Source organism: Stutzerimonas sp. CXK-1, from assembly GCF_057738225.1.
In genome coordinates this window covers 2968771-2989356 of the sequence record NZ_CM173217.1, presented here as the reverse complement: position 1 = coordinate 2989356, position 20586 = coordinate 2968771, and the positions used below count along the sequence as shown (strand labels likewise).

Below are 20586 nucleotides of genomic sequence, written 5' to 3'. Positions count from 1 at the left end.
CCGATGATCGACCTCCCGCTGTTGCTCGCCTTTGCTGCAGCCGCGTCGCTGCTGACCGTCACGCCGGGTGTGGATACGGCCATCGTGCTGCGCACCGCCACGCTGGAAGGGCGGCGCCAGGCCGTGCTGGCCGCGGCGGGCATCTGCCTGGGCTGCCTGGCCTGGGGTGTGGCCGTGTCGCTCGGGCTGGGTGCGCTGCTGCAGGCCTCGGAACTGGCCTATACGGTGGTCAAGTTCGCCGGCGCCGCTTACCTGATCTGGCTCGGCTCCAGACTGCTGTTCAACCCGCGTGCCTCGTTCGATTCAGGCCCGGCCGAGAGGCCCTCTGCAGCGAACGGGCAGGCCTTCTGGCGCGGCTTGCTGACCAACCTGCTGAACCCGAAAGTGGGCGTGTTCTACGTCACCTTCCTCCCCCAGTTCGTCCCGCTCGGCGCCGATGTGGCCGCCTACTCGTTCTTCCTTGCGTGCCTGCATGTGCTGTTGTCCCTGGCCTGGTTCGCCGTGCTGATCGCCGCGACGATTCCGCTCGGGGCGCTGTTGCGCCGGCCTGCGCTGACCAGGGCGCTGGACCGATTGACGGGTGGGGTGCTGGTGGCTTTTGGGGTGCGGTTGGCGGCTTCGAGTGGGTCGTGAGCAAATGATTTTCCGGACGCCTGCTTCAGCCGTTTTAGGGGTTCAAGGCACAGCTGCTAACGGCCAAGGGTTCCTCTGGTGATAGAATTGAGTCAGTTAAAGTCGTATTCAGGAAAATATACAAAGCCTGGAGTGAATAAAATAAGAAAGATAATAATACTCTTGGCTATTTGTAACTAAAATAATGAGCAGTCAGGCGGCAATAATATAACAGGGAAGCTACGATGGGATATCAGGCAGTTTTTACTGGTTGGCAAAATATTACTCTTGAAGATTTGCTGGTGGCCTACCGTAAGGCTAAGGCAGATTGCTTTTTTGAAAATACCTTCCCTGCAGCCATAAAGTTTGCAACCTATGAGCAGGATTTGCTATCCAATCTAAAAAAATTGCTTAAATACCTGCATGAAGGAAATGGTTTTTCAGGCAACAAGAAATTGCTAGGCGATTTCCGCCTACTACCCAAAAAATTATCCATCAAGCCAAAGCAGAATTGCCCTGCAAATGGCCATGTGCACTTCTCCGATCCTCATCGCGCAGTAGACCACCTGCTTGATCATCACCTTATCACACCAGAGTTTCGAGTGGTGGGTGACTTTCCGGTAGATACCCATATCCTATCTGCGCTGTGGGTTAATACCGTAGGACATCAGTTTGACGCCAAGCTGGATGATAGCTGTTATGGCGCTAGGCTAAGACGCATCCGTAACGACGAGGTATTTAGCGATTTCAAAGATAAGCCATTTCACATTAGTGCTATCGGTTCCTTCGCGCCGTATTTTCAGCCATATCAGCAGTGGCGCAGCGATGGTCTAAAAGCTATTCGCAGCGAACTTGAGCAAGACAGAGAAGTTATCGCTGTCTCATTGGACTTAAAGAGCTTTTATCACTTTATTGATCCGATGGCGCTGGCCTTGCCTGATCTTTATAAGGAGTTCGGTCTTGATTTTAGTGATGAAGAACGGGGGTTTACTGCGGATTTTGCGAGATTTCTTAATCTTTGGGCAGAAGGTGCTGGTAAATTTTCGAAGAAAGTAACCTTAGGAAGGTCTTCGATTTCTGGTGGCCTTGTTATTGGTCTGACTGCAAGTCGAGTTATCTCAAATCTTTTGCTGGGTCGCTGGGATCGGTTGATTAAGGAACGAGTCGCGCCGATACATTATGGGCGCTATGTTGATGACATGTTTTTGGTGCTGCGTGATACCGGCACTATCCGCAATAGTCAGCAACTTATGCAGTATTTGAAGGACAGGTTGGGACCAGAAGTTGTTTCTCAAGTTGGTAAGGCCGATGACCAAACTTGGAAGGTTCAGCAGGGGGAGGACTTTCAAGGTCAGACACAGATAATTCTGCAATCAGACAAACAGAAGCTCTTTGTGCTGCAGGGTCGCGCCGGGCTTGACTTGCTCGACAGTATCGAAAAGGAGATTGGTGAGCTTTCTAGCGAGCACAGGCTCATGCCTTCACCGGACCAACTTGATGACTCTACTGCCGCCCGAGTTCTATCAGCTGCGGGTGCTGTCGGTGAAAGCGCAGATACCTTACGTCGCGCCGATGGCTTGACCATTCGGCGTTTAAGTTGGTCGTTGCAATTACGGCATGTGGAAACGCTGGCCCGTGATCTGCCTCCACAGGAATGGCAGGAGCAGCGTCTAGAGTTTTATCAATTTGCCCATAATCACATACTTCGTCCAGATAATTTATTTGCACATTTCACCTATTTGCCCCGTTTGCTGGGTTTTGCTATCAGCTTGAATGAGTGGCAGCAAGCTGAACAAATTGCACTCCGCGCATACAATTCCCTGCAGCAGTTGGCGATGGCAATACCCAAAGGGAGGACCATCGCTGTCAATGGAGCCGAAGCTAAGGCCGGAGAAAATCTATGGCCAATGGTGAAAGGTACTCTGAGTTGGCTATTTATTGATGCAGCGTCCCGCTATTACGACCCGAATCGACTATTGCTCGGGCAGCGCTCCAAAAAGGAACAGCGCCTAGCTAACCTGTTTTTGAAGGGCATCTTTGACAGCCTGCTCGAAGTTGAAACCTTGCTTGATTTTCACTTTGGTTCGGAAGATTTTGATAAAAAAGCACCCATGGTTGCTATGGCTGACCTAGCCAAAGAACCTTATAAGCGGATTTTGCACAGCATATCTGCTGGGAAATTGGTGGGGCAGCGTGAGAGTAAAAAGGAGAGTCGAATCCTAAAGTTGATGGAGGACTCGCAGCTGTTGAATACCGAGGCACTAAAGGATTTCTTGAAATCAACTCATTTTAGTCGGCTTGAAGCAGTGGAGATCGGCAAGCGAAAAAAGGAAAGCTATTTACCTTATCTGTTTCCCACACGCCCGCTGACTCCGGCTGAAATATCGGAGCTTGCGCCAGAGTGCGTAGGCTTGCCAAGGGCGGATGGTAAACGCTCTAAACAGAAACCTTCTGTGGTATGGGCGCAATATACTCAGGCTCTTAGAGGTGTATGGATAAAGCCAACTTTGCTCGCCACAGAGCAGGACGGCAAGGACATGCCGGACGTCCAGAGATCGCGCAAATATATTAGGATTGGCACGGACCGCAAAAATAAAATTACCGTTGCTCTGACGAGCATAAAGACAGACGACAAGGATTGGGCGGCGATGGCCTGCAATAGGCCCAATATGTCTCGTGAGAGATATCAGCGCATTTCAGAATTGGTCAATCAGGCTATTCGGCTCAAACCTCGGCCCGACTATATATTGTTTCCGGAGCTTTCCATTCCTTTAAGGTGGATAGATAGTCTTGCGGCGCGACTGAGCTCCATGGGTATAAGTTTAATTGCCGGAACTGAGTACCGTCACTTTGAAAATGGTCAGCTTCTGAGTGAGGCTTGTCTAGTGCTTACTGATAACCGGCTAGGCTACCCGGCCACGGTAAAAATTTGGCAGCCCAAGCTGGAACCTGCGGTAGGCGAAGATAAGGAGTTAACGACGAAGTATGGGAAGTTTTGGGCCTTTTCCAAACTGCAAGGAAAGCGCGGCAAGCCAGTTTACATACATAACAATCTTCACTTCGGCGTGATGGTTTGTTCGGAGTTGCAAAACAGCAAGGCTCGCGTGAGGTTTCAAGGGGAAGTGGATGCCTTGATGGTACTGAGTTGGAACCAAGATCTGGAGACCTTTGCTTCGCTTATTGAGTCTGCTGCGCTGGATATACACGCCTACACAATCCTGGTAAATAACCGAAAATACGGTGATAGCCGGGTACGCTCCCCGGCAAAAGAATCCTTCATGCGTGACATTGCTCGTGTGCGAGGTGGCGATAACGATTTTGTCATAGCTGCCACATTGGATATTGAAGCCTTACGCGCTTTTCAAAGCAGAGCGAAGCGCTGGCCAGAGCTAGGAGATAAATTCAAGCCGGTACCTGAGGGATTTAAACTCAACAAAGCTCGACGCAAGCTGCCGCCAAAGTAACTAGCTACCGCCGGAGTAAATGGGAGGTTACCGCAGAACGGTATTGGAGTTTTCAATGAGCTAATACTTAGTATGTGACGGATGCGACTAACTTGTCCTTTTGGTTAACGAGTGGCTGCTTCTGGCCGAAAACCGCCCTTATTAACCATCCAACCCGGGCAACCCCCTTTCCAATCTCGGACAAACCCACTCCACAAACGCCCGCACCCTTGGCGATAGCTGCAAGGCGTGCGGGTAGACCAGCTGGATTGGCAGGTCCTTCGGCTCGTATTCCCTGAGCACCCTTATCAGACGACCATCAGCCAGTTCATCGGCGACCTGGTAGTGCAGCAGGCGGGTGATGCCCAGGCCTTGCACGCAGGCCAGGCTGGCGGTGCGGATCTGGTTGCAGGTCAGGCGTGGGGTGATTTCTTCGGCCTGTTCTTTCTCGCCGTGGCGGTAGTACCAGTGGCGGCCCTGGGCGGCGAAGAGGATGCAAGCGTGGTCCTCCAGTGCCGGCGGGGTATCGATGGCGGGGGCGCTGCTCAGGTAGTCGGGGCTGGCGCAGGTGACCAGCCGGGTGGTGCCGATCTGCCGGGCGACCATGGCCGAGTCGGGCAGGTGGCCGATGCGCAGGGCGAGGTCGAGGCGTTCGTCGAGCAGTGGGACGATCTGGTCGCTCAGGTTCAGCTCGACCCGTATCTCTGCATGTTCCCTGAGAAACTCGTTCACCAGCGGCGCGATGTAGCGCTGGCCGAACTCCACCGGCGCGGTGATGCGCAGCAGGCCGCGGACGGCGCCGTCGCTGGCTTCCAGGCGCTGCTCCATGTCGGCGAAGTCCGCCAGCATGCGCCGGCTCCAGGCCAGGTACTCGGCACCCTCGTCGGTCAGGGCCATGCGCCGCGTGCTGCGGTTGAGCAGGCGCACGCCGAGGTGGCGCTCCAGTGCGGCCAGGGAGCGCACCACCGAGGCCACGGATTGCCCGGTGTCGTCGGCGGCCGCGCTCAGGCTGCCGCTGTCGACGATGCGCACGAAGTTGGCCATTGCCTTGAGCTTGTCCATTGCCACCCCTGGATTTGTGCGTTTGCTGCATAGATGTTGTCAGGCTGACGGTATAGGTGAAACCGGCAATCGGGCCGAGACTTCAGGGCCAAGAGTCTTACGGAGTGTGGAGCATGGCCCAACCATCCAACCCCTCGCGCATCCTGGCCTACGACCATATCGGCATCCGTGTCAGCGACCGCCGCCGCGCCATGGCTTTCTACCAGGCGCTGGGCTTCGTCGAGAGCGCGAGCTTTCCGCTGTTCGAGGCCAACGAGATGCTCAGCCCGGATGGCGTGCGCATCAACCTGATCTTCAACGGCGCGCGTGCGCCCGATGCGCACAACGTGTTGCTGGACGCGCCAATCAAGCGCCCGGGCATGACCCATCCGGCGTTCATCGTCGATGACCTCCAGGCGCTGCAGCGCTGGCTGGGCGAGGAGGGCATCGCCATCACCGAAGGGCCGCACCCCATCGGCCCGCGGCGGGTCGCGCTGTTCATCCGCGACCCGGACGGCAACGTTCTCGAGTTCAATCAGCTCGTCAGAGGAGATGCGCAATGAAACTGTATGACCTGGGCCCATCCGGCAACTGCTACAAGGTGCGGCTGTTCGCGGCGCTGGCCGACATCGAGCTGGAGCGGGTAGCGGTTGATTTCGCCAATGGTGCGCACAAGAAGCCGCCGCTGTCCGAGCTGAACCCGCTGGGGCAGTTGCCGATTCTGGATGATGGCGGGCATATCGTCCGCGACTCGCAGGCCATTCTGGTCTACCTCGCCGGCACTTACGGCGGCCTGGCCTGGTGGCCGGAGCACGCCCGCGGGCAGGCCGAGATCGTGCAGTGGCTGTCTTTCGCGGCCAACGAGATCCAGCACAGCCTGTGCGCGGCGCGGCTGGTGGAGAAGTTCGGCTATCCGCTGGACAAGGAAGCGGCGCTGGCGAAGGCACCAACGGTGCTCGGGGTGCTCGATGCGCATCTGCAAGCCAACGATTGGCTGGCGATGGGGCGGCCGACCATCGCCGATTGCGCCGTCTACCCCTACGTGATGCTGGCGCCGGAAGGCAGCGTCGACCTCGGCCCGTATGGCAACGTGGCGCGCTGGATGGCGCGTATCGAGAGCCTGCCGGGCTACGTGGGACCCTGACGGGCCACGCTTGGCCAGCGGCTCGCAGATGGCTTCGATGATCACCCGGCATGGGAGCAGGCGACGCGCCGGCCTTGCGGCGGTACGCGCAAGGCCGGCAGCGGCCGCGTAGGAGCGGCTTTAGTCCGCGCTACGGTTGGGGGCGCCTGCCATCCGGCAATGTCAGCAACGCCTCGATGGCTGCCCCCGTTCCGCAAGTGGCGACCGGCATTGCGCGCGGCCGCCGCGTTTGATGTGCCGGTCAGAAGCTGATCACCGTCTTCAGGCCGAACACCACCACGTCTTCCGCCTCGTCGAAGCCGCCCGGCCGGTAAAAGTACTGGACGTTTGGCGTCAGCGAAACTGCAGGTGTCAGCGCGACGCGGTAATAGAGCTCGGCGGGGTATTCCACGTCCGGCACCGGCTCGCCCTGTTCGCGCAGGCGCTTGCGGGCGTCGTCGTTGATTTCCAGGCGGCCGAGGCCCAGGCCGAGTTCGTCGTTCGGGCGCGAGGCGAAGGGGGCGGAGAGGCTGCCGCCAACCTGCCAGATGCGCTCGATATAGGTCACGTCCGGGTCGGACTGGATGAAGTTGGCAAACAGCTTCAACCGTCGCGCCGGCAGCGCCGCGCTCTGCCAGACCTGCTGTTCGGCCATCAGGTAGCCGCCCGTGGCGTGGTCGTGCTCGGCGGCCGCGGCGCCGGATAGCGACATGGGCCGGCCGGCACCGTCGCGGTAGAGGTCTTCGAAGTCACCGGTATTGCGCCACAGGCCGAGCCGATAGGCGCCGGGTTGCCCGCGCAGGGTTGGCGTCCAGCCGAGTTCGGCGACGGCATGGTAGCCGGTGGTGCCCGACGGGCTGCCGAAGTTCAGGCCCTGCTCACGCTCGGTGAAGCGCGGGTTGACCTGGTAGAGCGCAGTCTGCAACGACCATTCTTCGTTCAGCTGGTAGCGCGCGGTAGCGCCCCATTGGCTGATCGGCCAGGTGTACCAGTTGGGCGTGACGTAGCCGGGCACCGTGCCGCAGAAACCGAGGTTCTGGAACGGGCAGGCGAAGGGGTAGATGTCCCCGCTCATGGGCAGCCGGCCGAGCTTGATCAGCAGGCGGTCGTCGAGCAGCGCCTGCTGGTAATAGAACTGCACCAGCCGGGTGGTGCTGCCATAGCCGTAGATTTCCTGCGGCTGCAGCAGCACGCCGAGGTCGGCTTCGGCGTTGAGGTTCTCGCCGTTGCGGTTGACTACCGTGAAATGAAAGCCGGCGCCGGCCCAGCCCAGCAGTTTGTCCAGGTCCAGCGCGGCGTCGAACATCACCTGGTCGGCGTAGGTGCCGGTGTGGTCATCGCCGCCCTGCGTGTTCCAGGCCAGCTCGTTGACGTAGGTGATCTGCAGGTCGACACCCGCCTCATGCAGGCGGGTGCGGTTGCCGTTCCAGTCGCCGAACAGGAACTGGTCGGGTGAATATTCGGCCGCGTGGGCAGAAGTGAACAGGTAGGCGGCGAGAAGGCCGCTGCCGAAGCGCAGGCTTGTTGTCATTGTTCTGATCCTTCGGATGTGACGATGCGGGGCGCCGGGAATAGCGTCAGGTGCAAGGCCTATGGCATGAACGGTATTCGCAAGCGCTTGTGCTCATGGGGCATTACCTGTGGCTCGGTAACGGTGGCTGCGTTGGCGGTTCCACCGAGTTGAAAGCCCGAACCGGTCGTGACTGAAGGCTGTCGCCGGCACGTTCCATCACTTGGGTTCGGGCTCAGCCAAACTCGACCGCTTCTCGGTATTACCGGCTAAGTGGTCGGTTTGGCGTTGAAGGACTAGTGCCCTCCGCCCGACTTCACGCCGTCATGCGCTTGCCGGCGAACGAAGTGACGAATGCTTTCCAGCTCGGCATCCGTCAAATCCGGGAACTTGGGCATGCCGTTGGCGAGCAACGCACCACCGCGCACAACACGCTCAAAGGCTTTTTCGTTGCCCGAGAGCAGGATTGGCGACTCCCGCAGATCGGGCGCTTTCATCCCCGCGACCGCTCCGGCGCCATGGCAGCCGACACAGAGGTTTTCCGCAAAAGCACCCGCGCCGGCTTCCGCTTTCTTGGCGTCGACCTTGAAGTTCTCGTCGATGATGGGCTTGGCCAGCTGCGGTGCAGGCTGTTTGGGGATGACCGCTTTTCCGTCGAGCGAGAAGGTCATGATCCGGCGTTCATGCACACCGTATTTCCAGCCATGGCTTTCGAAACCCAGCTCACCGTTACCGCCGAAGTTGGAGGCCAGCGCCCCACCCGGGCCGACCAGCAGGGACACCATCTGCTTGCCGTCCAGCTTGTAGGTAATCGGTGGCGCGGAGATGCCAAGGCCTACGTCGTAGGACCAGAGCTCGTCGCCGGTGCGCGCATCGTAGGCCTTGAACAGGCCGTCAGGCTGACCCTGGAAAACCAGGTTGCCGGCCGTGGTCAGGGTTCCGCCACCCCATGGGCTCTTCTGGTTGACTTGCCACACGCGCTTGTTCTGGACCGGGTCCCAGGCCTGCAAGGAACCGCGAGTTTCATGCGGGTCTTTGGTCAGCTCCCATCCGGTCAGGCCCAGATAGAGTTTGTGGCTCGCCATCTTGTGGCCAGGCTTCGTGTTCTTGCCATCGTCCTTGAAGGTATTGCCCAGATGGTTGGTGGGGATAAAGGCAAGATTCAACTCGGGGTTATAGGACATCGCGTGCCACGAGTGAGCGCCGAAGGCCGAAGGGTAGATATTCTTCTCGCCATCGGGGTATCTGGCGTCCTTGGCGACGATATGGCGTTGCTCTTTCAGGTCGTAGCGGGGTGACCAGTTGGCGTCGGCAAATTTTTCAGCCGACAGTACCTTGCCGTTCGAGCGGTCGATTGTGTAGAAGAAGCCGTTCTTCGGCGCATGCAATACGGCATCGACATCCTTGCCGTCGATTTTCAGGTCGGCCAGCACGATGTCCATGTTCGAGTTGTAGTCCCAGGTGTCGCCGGGCGCAGTCTGGACGTGCCATTTGTACTTGCCGGTATCCGCATCTACCGCCACGACCGAACACAGGAACAGGTTGTCGCCGCCCTCCGGGCTACGCACCTTGATGTTCCATGGTCCGCCGTTGCCTGTACCGAAGATGAGCTGGTTGTACTTGGCGTCGTACGTCCAGCCGTGCCAGGCATTACCGCCGCCGCCGTTTTCCCACCACCGGCCGCTCCAGGTCTTGGCCGCCATTTCTTGAGCAGCATCCTCGAACCCATCGGCAGGGTTGCCGGGCACGATATAGAAGCGCCAGATCTGTTTGCCGGTTTCGGCATCGTAAGCAGTTACATAACCGCGCATCGGGCCGAGTTCCGTTCCGCCGTTACCGACGAATACCTTGCCATCGAAGGCCTTGGGATGGCCGGTGATATTCAACGGCTGGTCGTGATCGAAGGTGCGGGTCTGCCAGACTTCCTTGCCGTCTTTTCGGTTGATCGCGATCAGGCGGCCATCCCAGGTGGCGATGAACAACTTGTCGCCATAAGTCGAAAGGCCGCGGCTATGTTTCCAGAAGACCTTCTTCATGTTGTTGTCGAGAATTTCTTTGGAAACCTGCGGATCGTATTCCCAGAGCTTCTTGCCGGTGCGGGCATCGAACGCGCGCGTTCTGTTCATTTCGCCCACGTAATACATGACGCCATCGACGACCAGGGGCGTCCCGACCATATCGGATCGGTCCGGAAGAGGGGCGTACCATTCGGGTTTCAGCCCGCTGACATTGTCTACGTTGATGTCTTTCAGCGGGCTGAACCGCTGTTCGGAGTGCGTTCGCCCATAAGCCAGCCAGTCAGCGGTATTTGATTCATCAGACAATTCCTTGTCAGTAATAATCCTGTCAGATGCGTACAGCGGCGTAGCTGATAAAACCGAAGCTGCGATAACAAGCTGTGCCGTTAGATATGATTTCTTAGGTTTCATTATTGTTATTCCTTTATTGGCTTTTGTTGCAGGCATGCCTTGAACGGACGAGTGCCGTTAAAGCGTTTAACTGCTCTTCTTGATTCGCTCGGGTGCTTAACAACGGTGCAAACAACCTGTGCGCTGATGTCGCTGTTCTAGTTATTTCTTGTCGGGTTATTGGCTCTGGCCAGCATTAGGGCCCGGCTGCGGCATGCGCTCGGCCGGTCGCCCCCGTTCAGCGCGCCGGGTGGCGCGGGTCCCAGAGCAGGCGATTGCGGCCCTGTTCGTAGGCCATGCCGTCGGGAAAACTGACCAGCTCCAGCTGCAGGCCCCAGGGGGCGAGGAAGTACACCCAGGTCAGGCCCTTGCCTGGCCCCTCGGTGAAGGTCGAGGGCTCGCCGAGGACGCGGATGCCGCGTTCCCTGAGGAAGGCCACTGCGGCGTCCATGTCGTCCACGTAGAACGCCAGGTGGTGGCCGCCGATGTCGCTGTTCTTCGGGGGCGTGTCGGCCTGGTCCGGTGCCGAATACTCGAACACCTCGAGATTGGTGCCGTTGCCGCAGCGCAGCATCTGGAAGTTGCGGATCACCGCACGCGGATGGACGTTGAGGTGCTCGTGCATCCAGTCATCGTCGAAGGCGAAGGTGCCGAGTTCGAAGAACGGCTCGCAGCCGAGCACCTCGCAGAAGAAGCTCACCGCCTCCTCGAGGTCGGGCACGGTCAGGCCGAAGTGCTGGATGCCGCGCTGGCCGGGCAGGCTGCCCTTGGGCGGGGTGGGGTGGCTCATGGGTGTTTCCTCCAGTGCAAAGGCAGGCGGGCTGCCGACTTGTTGTTGTGTACGCAAAGGAAGTACGGGCGCCGGCTCAGGGCAGGACGCGGGGCGGCGATGCGGCGCGTGCGCCGATTTCCAACCCGTGCCAGCCGAGCACGCGGCGATAGTGCTCGGGCAGCTGTTCAGCCTCCGACCAGGCTGCGCGGAGTCGCTCGGCCAAGGCCAGGTGGCGGTCCGCGCCGCAACGCAGGTCGCTGGCGCAGGCGTGATAGAAGCGGTTGACGACTTCGGCCATGTGCTCGCGCCAGTCGTCGATCAGCACCGCGGCGTGGGCCAGCACCACCGGGCGGCCGTCGCGGCTGCGTCGCCAACGCTGCGCGGTGCCGGCGACCTTGCGGCCCTCCAGGGTCAGGTTGAAGCGGCCATCGCAGAAGGCCCCCGGAACGCTGGCGCAACCGGGTTTCAGCTCGTGCTCGGCGAGCCATACGGCAAGCGGTTCGAGTAGCCGCTCGTAAGCACTGTCGATCCGCCGGCCCTCGTCGTCGCCGGCCGGCAGGGCATAGGCGAGGGCGACATTGAGTACCGCGGGCGACTGCGGCACCGGCTCGCCGCCGGTGTCGCGCAGCAGGATCGGCCAGCCCTGGGCCGCGCAGCGCCCCGAAGCCAGTGCGAAGCCCGGCCGGCGCTCGAAGCTTTTCGGCATCACCAGCGCCTGCCCGGTCGGCCGCCAGAGCAGCAGCTGGCTGTCGAACAGGCCGTCGCAGACGCGCTGCAGCAGCGCCCGCTCGGCGTCCAGGCCCGCCGCGACGGTGAAGCGGGCGATGCCGTTCATGCGGCGTCCCCCTCGATGCGCCGGCACAGGTCGTCGAGAAAGTCCGCCGCCGGCGCACCGTTCACCGCACGGTGGTCGAAGGTCAGCGACAGGCCCATCCACTCGACCTCCACCAGCTCGCCGCTGGGCCCGAGTTCCAGCCTTCGCTGAATGCCGCCGACGCCGAGAATCGCCACCTGCGGCGGGTTGAGCACCGGGGTGAAGTGGTGCACCCGCGACAGCCCCAGGTTGGAGACGGTGAAGGTGGCGCCGGTCAGCTCCTTGACCGACAGCTTGCCGGCCAGGGCCTTGTCCACCAGCGCCTTGCGCGCCTGGGACAGGCTTTCGCCGTCCAGTTGTTCGGCATTGAACAGCGCCGGGGCGACCAGCAGGTCGCCCGGCAGTGGAATGGCGAGGCCCAGATGCACCGCCGCGTGCTGGTGGATCACCTCGTCCTCCAGCGTGGCATTGAGTCCCGGATGGGTCTTGAGCGTCTCGATCACCTTGAGCAGCAACAGGTCCTGCACGGACACCGCGCTGCCCTCGGCTTTCAGTTCGGCCCGACGGGCTTTCAGCGCATCCAGCCGGCATTCGGCGTGGTGGGTCAGCTGCGCGGTGGTCTGCAGGCTTTCGAGCATCTTCGCCGCGATCATCTTGCGCATGCCCTTGAGCGGCACCCGGACGGGTGCACGCTCGGCAGGCAGGGTTTGCATTTGGGTCATGGCTATTCCACCTGGGCGATGGTCGCGCCCTTGGCGATCACCGCGTCCTCTTCCTCGAGAATCTTCAGCATGCCGGCCACCGGCGCCTCGATCTCGAACTGGGCCTTTTCCGACATGACCTCGGCGACCAGGTCGCCCGCGGCCACTTCGGCGCCGTCGCTGACCAGCCAGGAGGTGATCACCGCTTCGGCGTCGCCTTCCCAGAGGTCGTCTGCAATCACGATGGGGGTACTCATAAACGTCATTCCTTATGCATGGCGTGATAGGCGGCCACGATCTTGTCCGCGCTGGGCAGGGCCCATTGCTCCATGACCGGGGTGAAGGGGATGGGGATGTCGGGGAAGGCCACCCGTTGCGGGCGGGCCTTGAGCATGCCGATGTCGTGCTCGACCACGCTGGCGATGATTTCGCCGCTGACGCCGAAGCTGTGGTAGTCCTCGTCGATCACGATCAGCCGGCCGGTTTTCTTCACCGAGGCAATGACGTGCTCGCGGTCCAGCGGCACCAGGCTGCGCAGGTCGATGACCTCGGCGCTGACGCCATCCTTTTCCAGCTGCGCGGCGGCGCGCAGGGCGTGGTGCACGCCGGCGCCGAGGCTGACCAGGCTGACGTCGCGGCCTTCGCGCACGGTCTTCGCCTTGCCGATCTCGATGACGTAGGGCTCGTCCGGTACCGGCACCGTGGCGCCTTTCTCGGTGCCCAGCCAGCCCATGCCCTGCAGCGCCTTGTGGAAGAGGTAGACCACCGGGTTGTCGTCACGGATGGCCGCGGTCATCAGGCCCTTGGCGTCGTAAGCATTGCTCGGCACCACCACCTTCATGCCCGGCAGGTGGGCGAAGGTGCCGTAGAGGCACTGCGAGTGCTGACCGGCGTCCGAGTAGCCGGCGCCGGTGGAGGCCATCAGCACCATGGGCACCGGCACCTTGCCGCCGGAGAAATAGGTGTTCTTCGCCATCAGGTTGTAGATGGCATCCATGCAGACGCCGAAGAAGTCGACGAACATCAGCTCGACGATCGGCCGCATGCCGTCCGAAGCGGCGCCGACCGCGGCACCGATGAAGGCCGTTTCGGAGATCGGCGTGTCGCGGATGCGCTCCTTGCCGAATTCCTCGTAGAGCCCGCGGGTGTTGCCGAACACGCCGCCGAGCTGGCCGATGTCCTCGCCCATCACGAACACGTTGGGGTCCAGGCGCATTTCCTGCGCCACGGCGGCTGCCATGGCGCGGGCGACGGTGAGTTTTTTCTCGCTTGTGGCAGTAGTCATGGGGTTCTCCTGTTCAGCCGGCCAGCGCACTGGGGCTGACGATGATCTTGACGTTGCGGTCCTTGTGGTTGGCCAGCTCCTCGAAGCCCTGCTCGAGGATGTTGTCCAGCCCGATGCGCCCGGTGATCAGCGGGGTCACGTCCATGGGCCGTCGCTGATCAGGGCGATGACATCGGCGAATTCGCCGGCGTAGGCGAGCGAGCCGATCACCTGTTTCTCGGTGGCGACGATCTCGAAGAAGTTGAATTCCGAGGGCTCCTCGAAGATGCCGACCATCACGCAGCGACCGGCCTTGCGGATCACGTCGATGGCCAGCTTCGCGGTGGATTTGTGACCGATGCATTCGAAGGAGACGCCGGCGCCGTAGCCGCCAGTGAGCGCCTTGATCTCGGCGATGGCGTCGCACTCGCTGGGGTCGATGACCCGCGTGGCGCCGACTTCCAGCGCCTTGGCCTTGCGCGCGGCGGACATTTCCAGGGCGATCACCTGGCCGGCGCCGGCGGCCTTGGCGCACATGATGGTGCACAGGCCGATGGTGCCGGCGCCGACCACCACCACCGTCTCGCCGAGCAGGCTGCCGGCCTTCTTCACTGCGTGCATGCCCACTGCCAACGGTTCGATCAGCGCGCCGGCCTCCAGCGGAAAGCCTTCGGGCAGGCGGTAGAGCAGCTCGGCGGGGACGTTGACCAGTTCGGCGAAGGCGCCGTTGTTCATCAGCCCGGTGAAGGCCAGCTGTTCGCAGAGGTTGTATTGGCCGGTCTTGCAGAAACGGCACTGGCCGCAGTGCTGGCAGGCGTCGGCGGCGACCTTGTCGCCCGGCGCGTAGCCTTCGACGCCGTCACCGGTGGCGACGATCTCGCCGCAGAACTCGTGGCCGAGGATGCACTGGCCCTTGATGCCGGTGAGCGGATGCGGCGCATCCACGGGAATGAACACCGGGCCGGCGAGGTATTCGTGCAGGTCGGAGCCGCAGATGCCGCACCAGTGCACGCGGATCTGCACCCAGCCCGGTTGCGGCGCGCCGGGCAGCGGCACCTGTTCCAGGCGGATGTCCTTGCGGCCGTGCCAGACGGCGGCGGTCATGGTGGCTTGGCTGTTCATGGGTGTTCCTCTTGTTGTTCTGGCTGGTGCCGTTCTCGGGACTTCTTTCGCGAGCGAGCTCGCTCCTACGGGTTCGGTCTGTCACGTGCCGCCTTGTAGGCGCGACCTTGGTCGCGAACCGGTGGCTCCGGTGTTCTTTCGCGAGCGAGCTCGCTCCTACGGGGTCGGTCTGTCGCGTGCCGCCTTGTAGGAGCGACCTTGGTCGCGAACCGGTGGCACCGGTGCTGTTCGCAAACGAACTCGCTCCTGCGGTGCGTTACACGAACACCTTTTCCATTGCCTCTTCCGGGCGCGGGTAGGGGCTTTCGCGGGCGAAGGCGACCGCTTCGTCGATACGGCCGCGGGCGCGTGCGGCGATGTCCTCGGCCTGGGCCTCGGTCATCACGCCTTCGTCGATCAGGCGCTGGCGGTAGCCGGGAATCGGGTCCTTTTTCATCAGGCCGTCCTTCTCGCCCTCGGGGCGGTAGGTTTCGCCGTCGCCCATGAAGTGGCCGGCCAGGCGATAGGTCTCGATCTCGATGAGGGTCGGGCCGCCACCGGCGCGGGCACGCTCGATGGCTTCACCGGCGGCACGGAACACGCCGTCCGGGTCGTTGTTCTCGACGAACACACCGGGCATGCCGTAGGCCGCGGCGCGCACGTGGTGCTGCTTGATGCAGGTAGCGCTGGCCTTGGCCACCGAGATGCCCCAGGCGTTGTCCTCGATGACGAACACCACCGGCAGCTTCCACAGCGCCGCGAGGTTCAGCGTTTCGTGGAAGGCGCCCTGGTTGGCCGCGCCCTCGCCGATGAAGGACACGGCCACGCCGGGCTTGCCCTGCATCTGCCGCGACAGCGCTGCACCCACGGCCGGGCCCATGCCCTCGGCGATGATCCCCGAACAGGAGAAATTCACCCGGCCATCGAACAGGTGCATGTGCCCACCGCGGCCGCCGGAAAGCCCGGTGGCCTTGCCGAAGATCTCGGCCATCATCTCGTTGAGGTCCACGCCTTTGGCCACGGCGATGTGGTGCGGGCGGTGGGTGGCGGTGACGATGTCTTCGGCGTTCAGATGGGCGCAGACGCCCACCGCGCAAGGCTCCTGGCCGTTGGAGAGGTGCATCTCGCCGGGGATCGGCCCCTTGGCCATGTTGAACACTGGCGTCTTGCCTTCCATGTAGATGCGCTCGATGGATTCCTCCATGTAGCGGCTGGTCAGCATCTGTTCGTACATCCACAGGCGCTGCGAGGGGTTGGGCTGGGTCATGGTCGACTCCCTTGTAGTGGTGGTCAGATCGCGCGTTCGTTGAGCAGTCGGCCGATCTGGTCGGCCTGGCGCAGGGCCAGCGCGACAATGGTGAGGGTGGGGTTCTGCCCGCCGCTGGTGGTGAACTGGCTGCCGTCGGAGACGAACAGGTTGGGGATGTCGTGGCTCTGGCCCCACTTGTTCACCACGCCGTCACGGGCCTTGGCGCTCATGCGGTTGGTGCCCATGTTGTGGCTGGCCGGGTAGGGCGGCAGCTCGATGACGTCGGTGGCGCCGGCGGCCTCGTAGCACTTGGCGGTGGCGGCGACGCCGTGCTTGCGCATGGCGGCATCCATCGGGTGATCGCTCTTGGTCACCACCGGAATCGGCAGGCCGTACTGGTCTTTCTCGGTGCCGTGCAGGGTGATGCGGTTGCTTTCCAGCGGCAGGTCCTCGCCGCACAGCCAGACGCCGGACATGCGGTCGTACTTTTCCATCCGCGAGGTGAACTGGCGGCCCCAGCCCTGCGGCGTCGGGTCGAGAAAGGCCGAGAGGAAGGGCAGGCCGAGGGCGAGAATTTCCAGCCGATAGCCGCCGACGAAGCCGCGTGAAGGGTCGTTGTAGGATTCGTCGGAGATGATCCCGGCGCAGGTGGTGCCGCGGTACATGTGCACCGGCTTGGGCATCACCGCGAAGATGCCGGCGGTGGTGTGGGTCATGTAGTTGCGCCCGACCTGACCAGAGGAGTTGGCCAGCCCGTCGGGGAACATCGAGGAGGCGGAGTTGAGCAGCAGGCGCGGCGACTCGATGGAGTTACCCGCCACGCACACCACGCGGGCCTTCTGCCGCTGGATGTTGCCCTGGGCATCGGCATAGACCACGCCACTGGCGCGGCCCTTGGCGTCGTGCTCGATGCGCAGCACCATCGACTGTGGGCGCACTTCGCAATAGCCACTAGCTTCGGCGCGGGGGATGTCAGTGTAGAGCGTCGACCACTTCGCGCCCATCTTGCAGCCCTGCATGCAGAAGCCGATCTGCTGGCAGGCGGCGCGGTCGTCGTAGGGCTCGGTGTTGATCGCCATCGGCCCGGAGAGAATCTCCTTGTAGCCGACCCGCTTGGCGCCGGTGGCCAGCACCTTGAAGGAATTGTGCCAGGGGTGATAGGCCATGCCGGTGCTGGGGCCGGTCACGCCCATGTGCTTCTCGGCCTTCTCGTACCAGGGCGCCATCTCTTCCAGGGTCACCGGCCAGTCCAGCAGGTTGGCCCCGGCGATGTCGCCGTTGATGCTCTGCATCTTGAATTCGAAATCACGAAAGCGCAGGGCGATGCCGGCCCAGTGCACGGTGCTGCCGCCCACTGCCTTGACGATCCAGGCCGGCAGGTTGGGGTTGTTCTCGGCCAGGTGCCAGCCGCCGGCAGCGATGCGTTTGTCGAGCCAGGAGATCTTCTTGAACATCGCCCACTCGTCGTTCTCGATGTCATCGAGGGTGAAGCGCTTGCCGGCTTCGAGCACCACGCTGCGAATCTTCTGCTTGGCCAGCGCGTTGGCCAGGGTGCCGCCGCCGGCACCGGAACCGATGATCACCACGACGCTGTCGTCGTCCTGGGCAAACGTTGCCATGGGGTATTTCCTCGTCTTGTTCTTGTTTTGGGCGCGCCGCGGAGGCGGGCGGTTGGCCTAGAGCCAGTTCAGGTCGTTGAAGCCGCGATTGACGTAGCCGCCGTATTCCCACGACGAGCCCTCGTAGCCGAACAGCGGGAACAGCGCCTTGTTGTCGTACAGGCCGAACATCAGGTTGCTGCGCACGGCCTTGAAGAACGGCGTGCGCTCGACCTCGGTCAGCAGAGCGACGCGCTGCGCTTCGTCGAGCGTCTCGAATGGGCGGTCATGGGCCTTGAGCGCGCGCCGGTCGAGGTCCTCGAGGCCGTCGGCGACCAGCTTCGGCTGTTCCTTGACCAGCTCGGCCAGCGGACGGGCGTAATGCGCGTCGTCGATGAAGTCGTGGGGAAATACGTCGCGGCCCATGCGCAGCAGCCCGGCGGGCAGCTCTGGCAGGGCCTCGTCGGCCAGCAGGCGCACGGGAATCAGTTGCGCCAGGCTGAAGGCCAGTGCGGACTGGCCGGTCAGGGATAGAAAGCGTCGGCGACTGAGGGCGCCTTTATGGCAGGCTGGATCTTGCATGGCTCAGCTCCTGATTTATTGCCGGAGCCTGAGAAAAAGTGCAGGCGCCTGGCGTTCTTGTTATGCGGGGGCTTGTTCCGCAAGATTGCAGGAGCAGGGCGCGTGCCAACTTTCAAGATGGCCTTATTGTTTGAGTAACCTATTGATATAAATAGATTTATTCTTTTATGAGTGCGGAGCTGTAATCGGAGTGTAAAACGCCCCGAGCTTTACACCTGTAACGTCGCTGTAAAGCGCTTTACAACTTGGATGCCTCTTTTAAGCGGTGGCATGTTCCAAAGTTGAACTTCCCGGCCGGGTGCATTGGTTTATGCTGGCTGGCAGTTGTAACGGGTCGAATACAAACAGACCGTCAATAAGAAGAATCACCCAGGTCTCCGGGCGCCTGCGTGCCGGGGATCGAGGAGGAAGCATGACGCTGCTCGCCACGCCTGCCAGTCATATCGAGGCCGTGCTGTCGCTGGCCAACGCACCGCAGCAAAGCGGTGACCGTGACCCGATCATCGCCCGCTCCTGGCGCCGCTGCGTGCACGACTACGGGCTGGACCCGGCGCGCCCGTCCGAGGCGCGCTTCGTGCCGCGGCGTGTGCTGCGCGAGCACCAGGATCAGGCCGACGAGCTGATCGCCGTCGCCCGCGCCGGGGTCGAACAGCTGTACCGGCATGTCGCCGAGCTCGGCTACGTCATCCTGCTGACCGACAGCCGCGGCATCGCCGTGCAGTTTCTCGGTGACCCGGCCGACGAGAAGGCCCACCGCAAGACCGGCCTCTACCTCGGCTCGGACTGGGGCGAGGACCATGCCGGCACCTGTGCGGTCGGCACCTGCATCAAGGAACAGCAGGCGCTGACCTGCCACCAGCACGACCATTTCAGCGCCTGGCATACCAACCTCACCTGCACCGCGGTGCCGATGTTCAACCCGCAGGGTCAGCTGCTGGCGGTGCTCGACATCTCGGCGCTGTATTCGCCGCCGTCGAAGGACTCGCAGACCTTTGCCCTGCAGCTGGTCAAGCAGTACGCGCGGATGATCGAGGACGCCTACTTCCTGCGCCTGTATCGCGACCGGCCGATCCTCTGCTTCGATGCCTCGCGCGAGTTCGTGCTGATCAACCGGCACTACCTGCTGGCGCTCGGCGACGACGGCGAGCTGCTGGCCGGCAACACCGCCGCCCGTGGCCTGCTCGCCGAGCACGGGCTGATGACGCCGGGGCCGTTCGGCAGCCTGACGCGGGCACGCATCGACGAGTTCTTCGACTGCGAGCTGGCGGACATCCTCAGCATTCCCTACGCCAGCCATGACCAGGTGCGCGCCTTCCGCACCGGGCGGCACAACCGGCTGTTCTTCGCCGCGCTGATGGAGCCGCGCCGCGCCGCCCCGCTGCCGGCCGAGCGCACGGCGGGCGCGCCGCGCTGCGCGCTCGATGCCCTGGCCGACGACGATCCGGCGATGCGCAAGATGCTCGCCCGCGCCCAGCGGCTGTGCAGCGAGCCGCTCAACGTGCTGCTGAGCGGCGAGACCGGCACCGGCAAGGAGCGCCTGGCGCGCGCCCTGCACGAGAGCGGCAGCCGCCGCCAGGCGCCGTTCGTGGCGATCAACTGCGGCGCGGTGCCCGAGTCGCTGATCGAGAGCGAGCTGTTCGGCTACGCGCCCGGCACCTTCACTGGCGCACGCAGCAAGGGCATGCGCGGGCTGATCCAACAGGCGGACAAGGGCACGCTGTTCCTCGACGAAATCGGCGACATGCCCCTGCACCTGCAGACCCGCCTGCTGCGTGTGCTCGCCGAGCAGGAGGTGACGCCGCTGGGCGCCGAGCAGCCGGTCAAGGTGGATATCCGCGTGATCGCCGCCAGCCACCGCGACCTGCGGCAGATGGTCGAGGCCGGCGCGTTCCGCGAGGACCTGTTCTACCGGCTCAATGGCGCACTGCTGAAGCTGCCGCCACTGCGCGAACGGGCCGACAAGGGCTACCTGATCGAGCGCGTCTACGCCGAGCTGGCGCAGGGCCGCAGCAATGCCCCGCACCTGCGTGGCGATGCCATGAGTGCGCTGCTGGCCTATCCCTGGCCGGGCAATATCCGCGAGCTGCGCAACGTCCTGCAGTACGCCCTGGCGACCTGCGAAGGCGCCGAGATCACCGTGCACGACCTGCCCGAGGAATGCCTGCCGCGCACCCTGGCCCGCCACGAGCCGCCGGCACTGGAGCAGGGCCCCGACGAGGCGCTGCGTAGCCTGCTGCGCCGGCAGCGCTGGAACGTCAGCGCGGTGGCGCGCGAGCTGGGCGTGTCGCGGCCGACGGTGTACCGGCGCATGCGGGTGCTGGGGATCGAGCCGCCGGTCTGAGCACCCGGTGCGCGGCCGCACAGGCCT

The 20586-nt window shown here is 62.5% G+C and carries 16 protein-coding genes and 1 pseudogene; 5 read left to right on the top strand and 12 right to left on the bottom strand.

The window, feature by feature from the left end; translation table 11 throughout:
- Positions 1-3: 3 nt before the first annotated feature.
- Positions 4-633, top strand: coding sequence for a LysE family translocator (locus AC0KXH_RS14155; RefSeq protein ID WP_488223587.1), 630 nt, complete (start codon positions 4-6; stop codon positions 631-633).
- Between the two features lie 224 nt (positions 634-857).
- The gene (locus AC0KXH_RS14150; RefSeq protein WP_488223586.1) at positions 858-4076 is read left to right on the top strand and encodes an RNA-directed DNA polymerase; all 3219 of its coding nucleotides are present in this window, start codon (positions 858-860) and stop codon (positions 4074-4076) included.
- A gap of 141 nt (positions 4077-4217) precedes the next feature.
- On the opposite strand, the gene AC0KXH_RS14145 is transcribed toward AC0KXH_RS14150, so the two are convergent.
- The gene (locus AC0KXH_RS14145; protein ID WP_488223585.1) at positions 4218-5117 is read right to left on the bottom strand and encodes a LysR family transcriptional regulator; all 900 of its coding nucleotides are present in this window, start codon (positions 5115-5117) and stop codon (positions 4218-4220) included.
- Between the two features lie 113 nt (positions 5118-5230).
- Between AC0KXH_RS14145 and AC0KXH_RS14140 the strand changes: the two genes are divergently transcribed.
- Entirely contained in the window at positions 5231-5659 is a 429-nt protein-coding gene (locus AC0KXH_RS14140; RefSeq protein WP_041106728.1) for a VOC family protein, read from the top strand.
- Entirely contained in the window at positions 5656-6240 is a 585-nt protein-coding gene (locus AC0KXH_RS14135) for a glutathione S-transferase family protein (RefSeq protein WP_488223584.1), read from the top strand. The genes AC0KXH_RS14140 and AC0KXH_RS14135 overlap by 4 nt, the downstream gene beginning before the upstream one ends.
- 241 nt (positions 6241-6481) lie before the next feature.
- Here the strand turns inward: AC0KXH_RS14135 and AC0KXH_RS14130 are convergent, their stop codons facing one another.
- The 11 genes and pseudogenes from AC0KXH_RS14130 to AC0KXH_RS14080 form a co-directional block, all read right to left on the bottom strand.
- Positions 6482-7750 (bottom strand): carbohydrate porin, encoded by a 1269-nt coding sequence (locus tag AC0KXH_RS14130; RefSeq protein ID WP_488223583.1) that lies wholly within the window; start codon positions 7748-7750, stop codon positions 6482-6484.
- A 275-nt stretch (positions 7751-8025) separates the two neighbouring features.
- Positions 8026-10158: a PQQ-dependent dehydrogenase, methanol/ethanol family gene (locus AC0KXH_RS14125; RefSeq protein ID WP_488223582.1), complete on the bottom strand. Its 2133-nt coding sequence runs from the start codon at positions 10156-10158 to the stop codon at positions 8026-8028.
- 217 nt (positions 10159-10375) lie between these two features.
- Positions 10376-10927, bottom strand: a complete 552-nt coding sequence (locus AC0KXH_RS14120) for a VOC family protein (protein ID WP_488223581.1) — start codon at positions 10925-10927, stop codon at positions 10376-10378.
- A gap of 76 nt (positions 10928-11003) precedes the next feature.
- Positions 11004-11744: a lipoate--protein ligase family protein gene (locus tag AC0KXH_RS14115; RefSeq protein ID WP_043221373.1), complete on the bottom strand. Its 741-nt coding sequence runs from the start codon at positions 11742-11744 to the stop codon at positions 11004-11006.
- Positions 11741-12445, bottom strand: a complete 705-nt coding sequence (locus tag AC0KXH_RS14110) for a 2-oxo acid dehydrogenase subunit E2 (protein WP_488223580.1) — start codon at positions 12443-12445, stop codon at positions 11741-11743. The genes AC0KXH_RS14115 and AC0KXH_RS14110 overlap by 4 nt, the downstream gene beginning before the upstream one ends.
- Before the next feature lie 2 nt (positions 12446-12447).
- A complete protein-coding gene (locus AC0KXH_RS14105; RefSeq protein ID WP_488223579.1) occupies positions 12448-12681 on the bottom strand; it encodes a lipoyl domain-containing protein in 234 nt (77 codons plus the stop codon).
- A gap of 5 nt (positions 12682-12686) precedes the next feature.
- Positions 12687-13709: an alpha-ketoacid dehydrogenase subunit beta gene (locus tag AC0KXH_RS14100; RefSeq protein WP_488223578.1), complete on the bottom strand. Its 1023-nt coding sequence runs from the start codon at positions 13707-13709 to the stop codon at positions 12687-12689.
- 13 nt (positions 13710-13722) lie between these two features.
- Positions 13723-14792: pseudogene (locus AC0KXH_RS14095) on the bottom strand (2,3-butanediol dehydrogenase).
- 274 nt (positions 14793-15066) lie between these two features.
- Positions 15067-16056 carry a thiamine pyrophosphate-dependent dehydrogenase E1 component subunit alpha gene (locus tag AC0KXH_RS14090; protein WP_488223577.1) on the bottom strand — a complete coding sequence of 330 codons (990 nt, stop codon included), beginning with the start codon at positions 16054-16056 and terminating at the stop codon, positions 15067-15069.
- A gap of 23 nt (positions 16057-16079) precedes the next feature.
- A complete protein-coding gene (locus AC0KXH_RS14085; protein WP_488223576.1) occupies positions 16080-17657 on the bottom strand; it encodes a GMC family oxidoreductase in 1578 nt (525 codons plus the stop codon).
- A 57-nt stretch (positions 17658-17714) separates the two neighbouring features.
- A complete protein-coding gene (locus tag AC0KXH_RS14080) occupies positions 17715-18218 on the bottom strand; it encodes a gluconate 2-dehydrogenase subunit 3 family protein (protein WP_043221361.1) in 504 nt (167 codons plus the stop codon).
- A 412-nt stretch (positions 18219-18630) separates the two neighbouring features.
- Between AC0KXH_RS14080 and AC0KXH_RS14075 the strand changes: the two genes are divergently transcribed.
- Positions 18631-20559 (top strand): sigma-54-dependent Fis family transcriptional regulator, encoded by a 1929-nt coding sequence (locus AC0KXH_RS14075; protein ID WP_043221359.1) that lies wholly within the window; start codon positions 18631-18633, stop codon positions 20557-20559.
- Positions 20560-20586 lie beyond the last annotated feature (27 nt).

Excerpts from the sequence above, each read along its gene's own strand:
- AC0KXH_RS14155 (WP_488223587.1), top strand. The coding sequence starts at position 4 with ATGATCGACCTCCCGCTGTTGCTCGCCTTTGCTGCAGCCGCGTCGCTG.
- AC0KXH_RS14150 (WP_488223586.1), top strand. The coding sequence starts at position 858 with ATGGGATATCAGGCAGTTTTTACTGGTTGGCAAAATATTACTCTTGAA.
- AC0KXH_RS14145 (WP_488223585.1), bottom strand. The coding sequence starts at position 5,117 with ATGGACAAGCTCAAGGCAATGGCCAACTTCGTGCGCATCGTCGACAGC.
- AC0KXH_RS14140 (WP_041106728.1), top strand. The coding sequence starts at position 5,231 with ATGGCCCAACCATCCAACCCCTCGCGCATCCTGGCCTACGACCATATC.
- AC0KXH_RS14135 (WP_488223584.1), top strand. The coding sequence starts at position 5,656 with ATGAAACTGTATGACCTGGGCCCATCCGGCAACTGCTACAAGGTGCGG.
- AC0KXH_RS14130 (WP_488223583.1), bottom strand. The coding sequence starts at position 7,750 with ATGACAACAAGCCTGCGCTTCGGCAGCGGCCTTCTCGCCGCCTACCTG.
- AC0KXH_RS14125 (WP_488223582.1), bottom strand. The coding sequence starts at position 10,158 with ATGAAACCTAAGAAATCATATCTAACGGCACAGCTTGTTATCGCAGCT.
- AC0KXH_RS14120 (WP_488223581.1), bottom strand. The coding sequence starts at position 10,927 with ATGAGCCACCCCACCCCGCCCAAGGGCAGCCTGCCCGGCCAGCGCGGC.
- AC0KXH_RS14115 (WP_043221373.1), bottom strand. The coding sequence starts at position 11,744 with ATGAACGGCATCGCCCGCTTCACCGTCGCGGCGGGCCTGGACGCCGAG.
- AC0KXH_RS14110 (WP_488223580.1), bottom strand. The coding sequence starts at position 12,445 with ATGACCCAAATGCAAACCCTGCCTGCCGAGCGTGCACCCGTCCGGGTG.
- AC0KXH_RS14105 (WP_488223579.1), bottom strand. The coding sequence starts at position 12,681 with ATGAGTACCCCCATCGTGATTGCAGACGACCTCTGGGAAGGCGACGCC.
- AC0KXH_RS14100 (WP_488223578.1), bottom strand. The coding sequence starts at position 13,709 with ATGACTACTGCCACAAGCGAGAAAAAACTCACCGTCGCCCGCGCCATG.
- AC0KXH_RS14090 (WP_488223577.1), bottom strand. The coding sequence starts at position 16,056 with ATGACCCAGCCCAACCCCTCGCAGCGCCTGTGGATGTACGAACAGATG.
- AC0KXH_RS14085 (WP_488223576.1), bottom strand. The coding sequence starts at position 17,657 with ATGGCAACGTTTGCCCAGGACGACGACAGCGTCGTGGTGATCATCGGT.
- AC0KXH_RS14080 (WP_043221361.1), bottom strand. The coding sequence starts at position 18,218 with ATGCAAGATCCAGCCTGCCATAAAGGCGCCCTCAGTCGCCGACGCTTT.
- AC0KXH_RS14075 (WP_043221359.1), top strand. The coding sequence starts at position 18,631 with ATGACGCTGCTCGCCACGCCTGCCAGTCATATCGAGGCCGTGCTGTCG.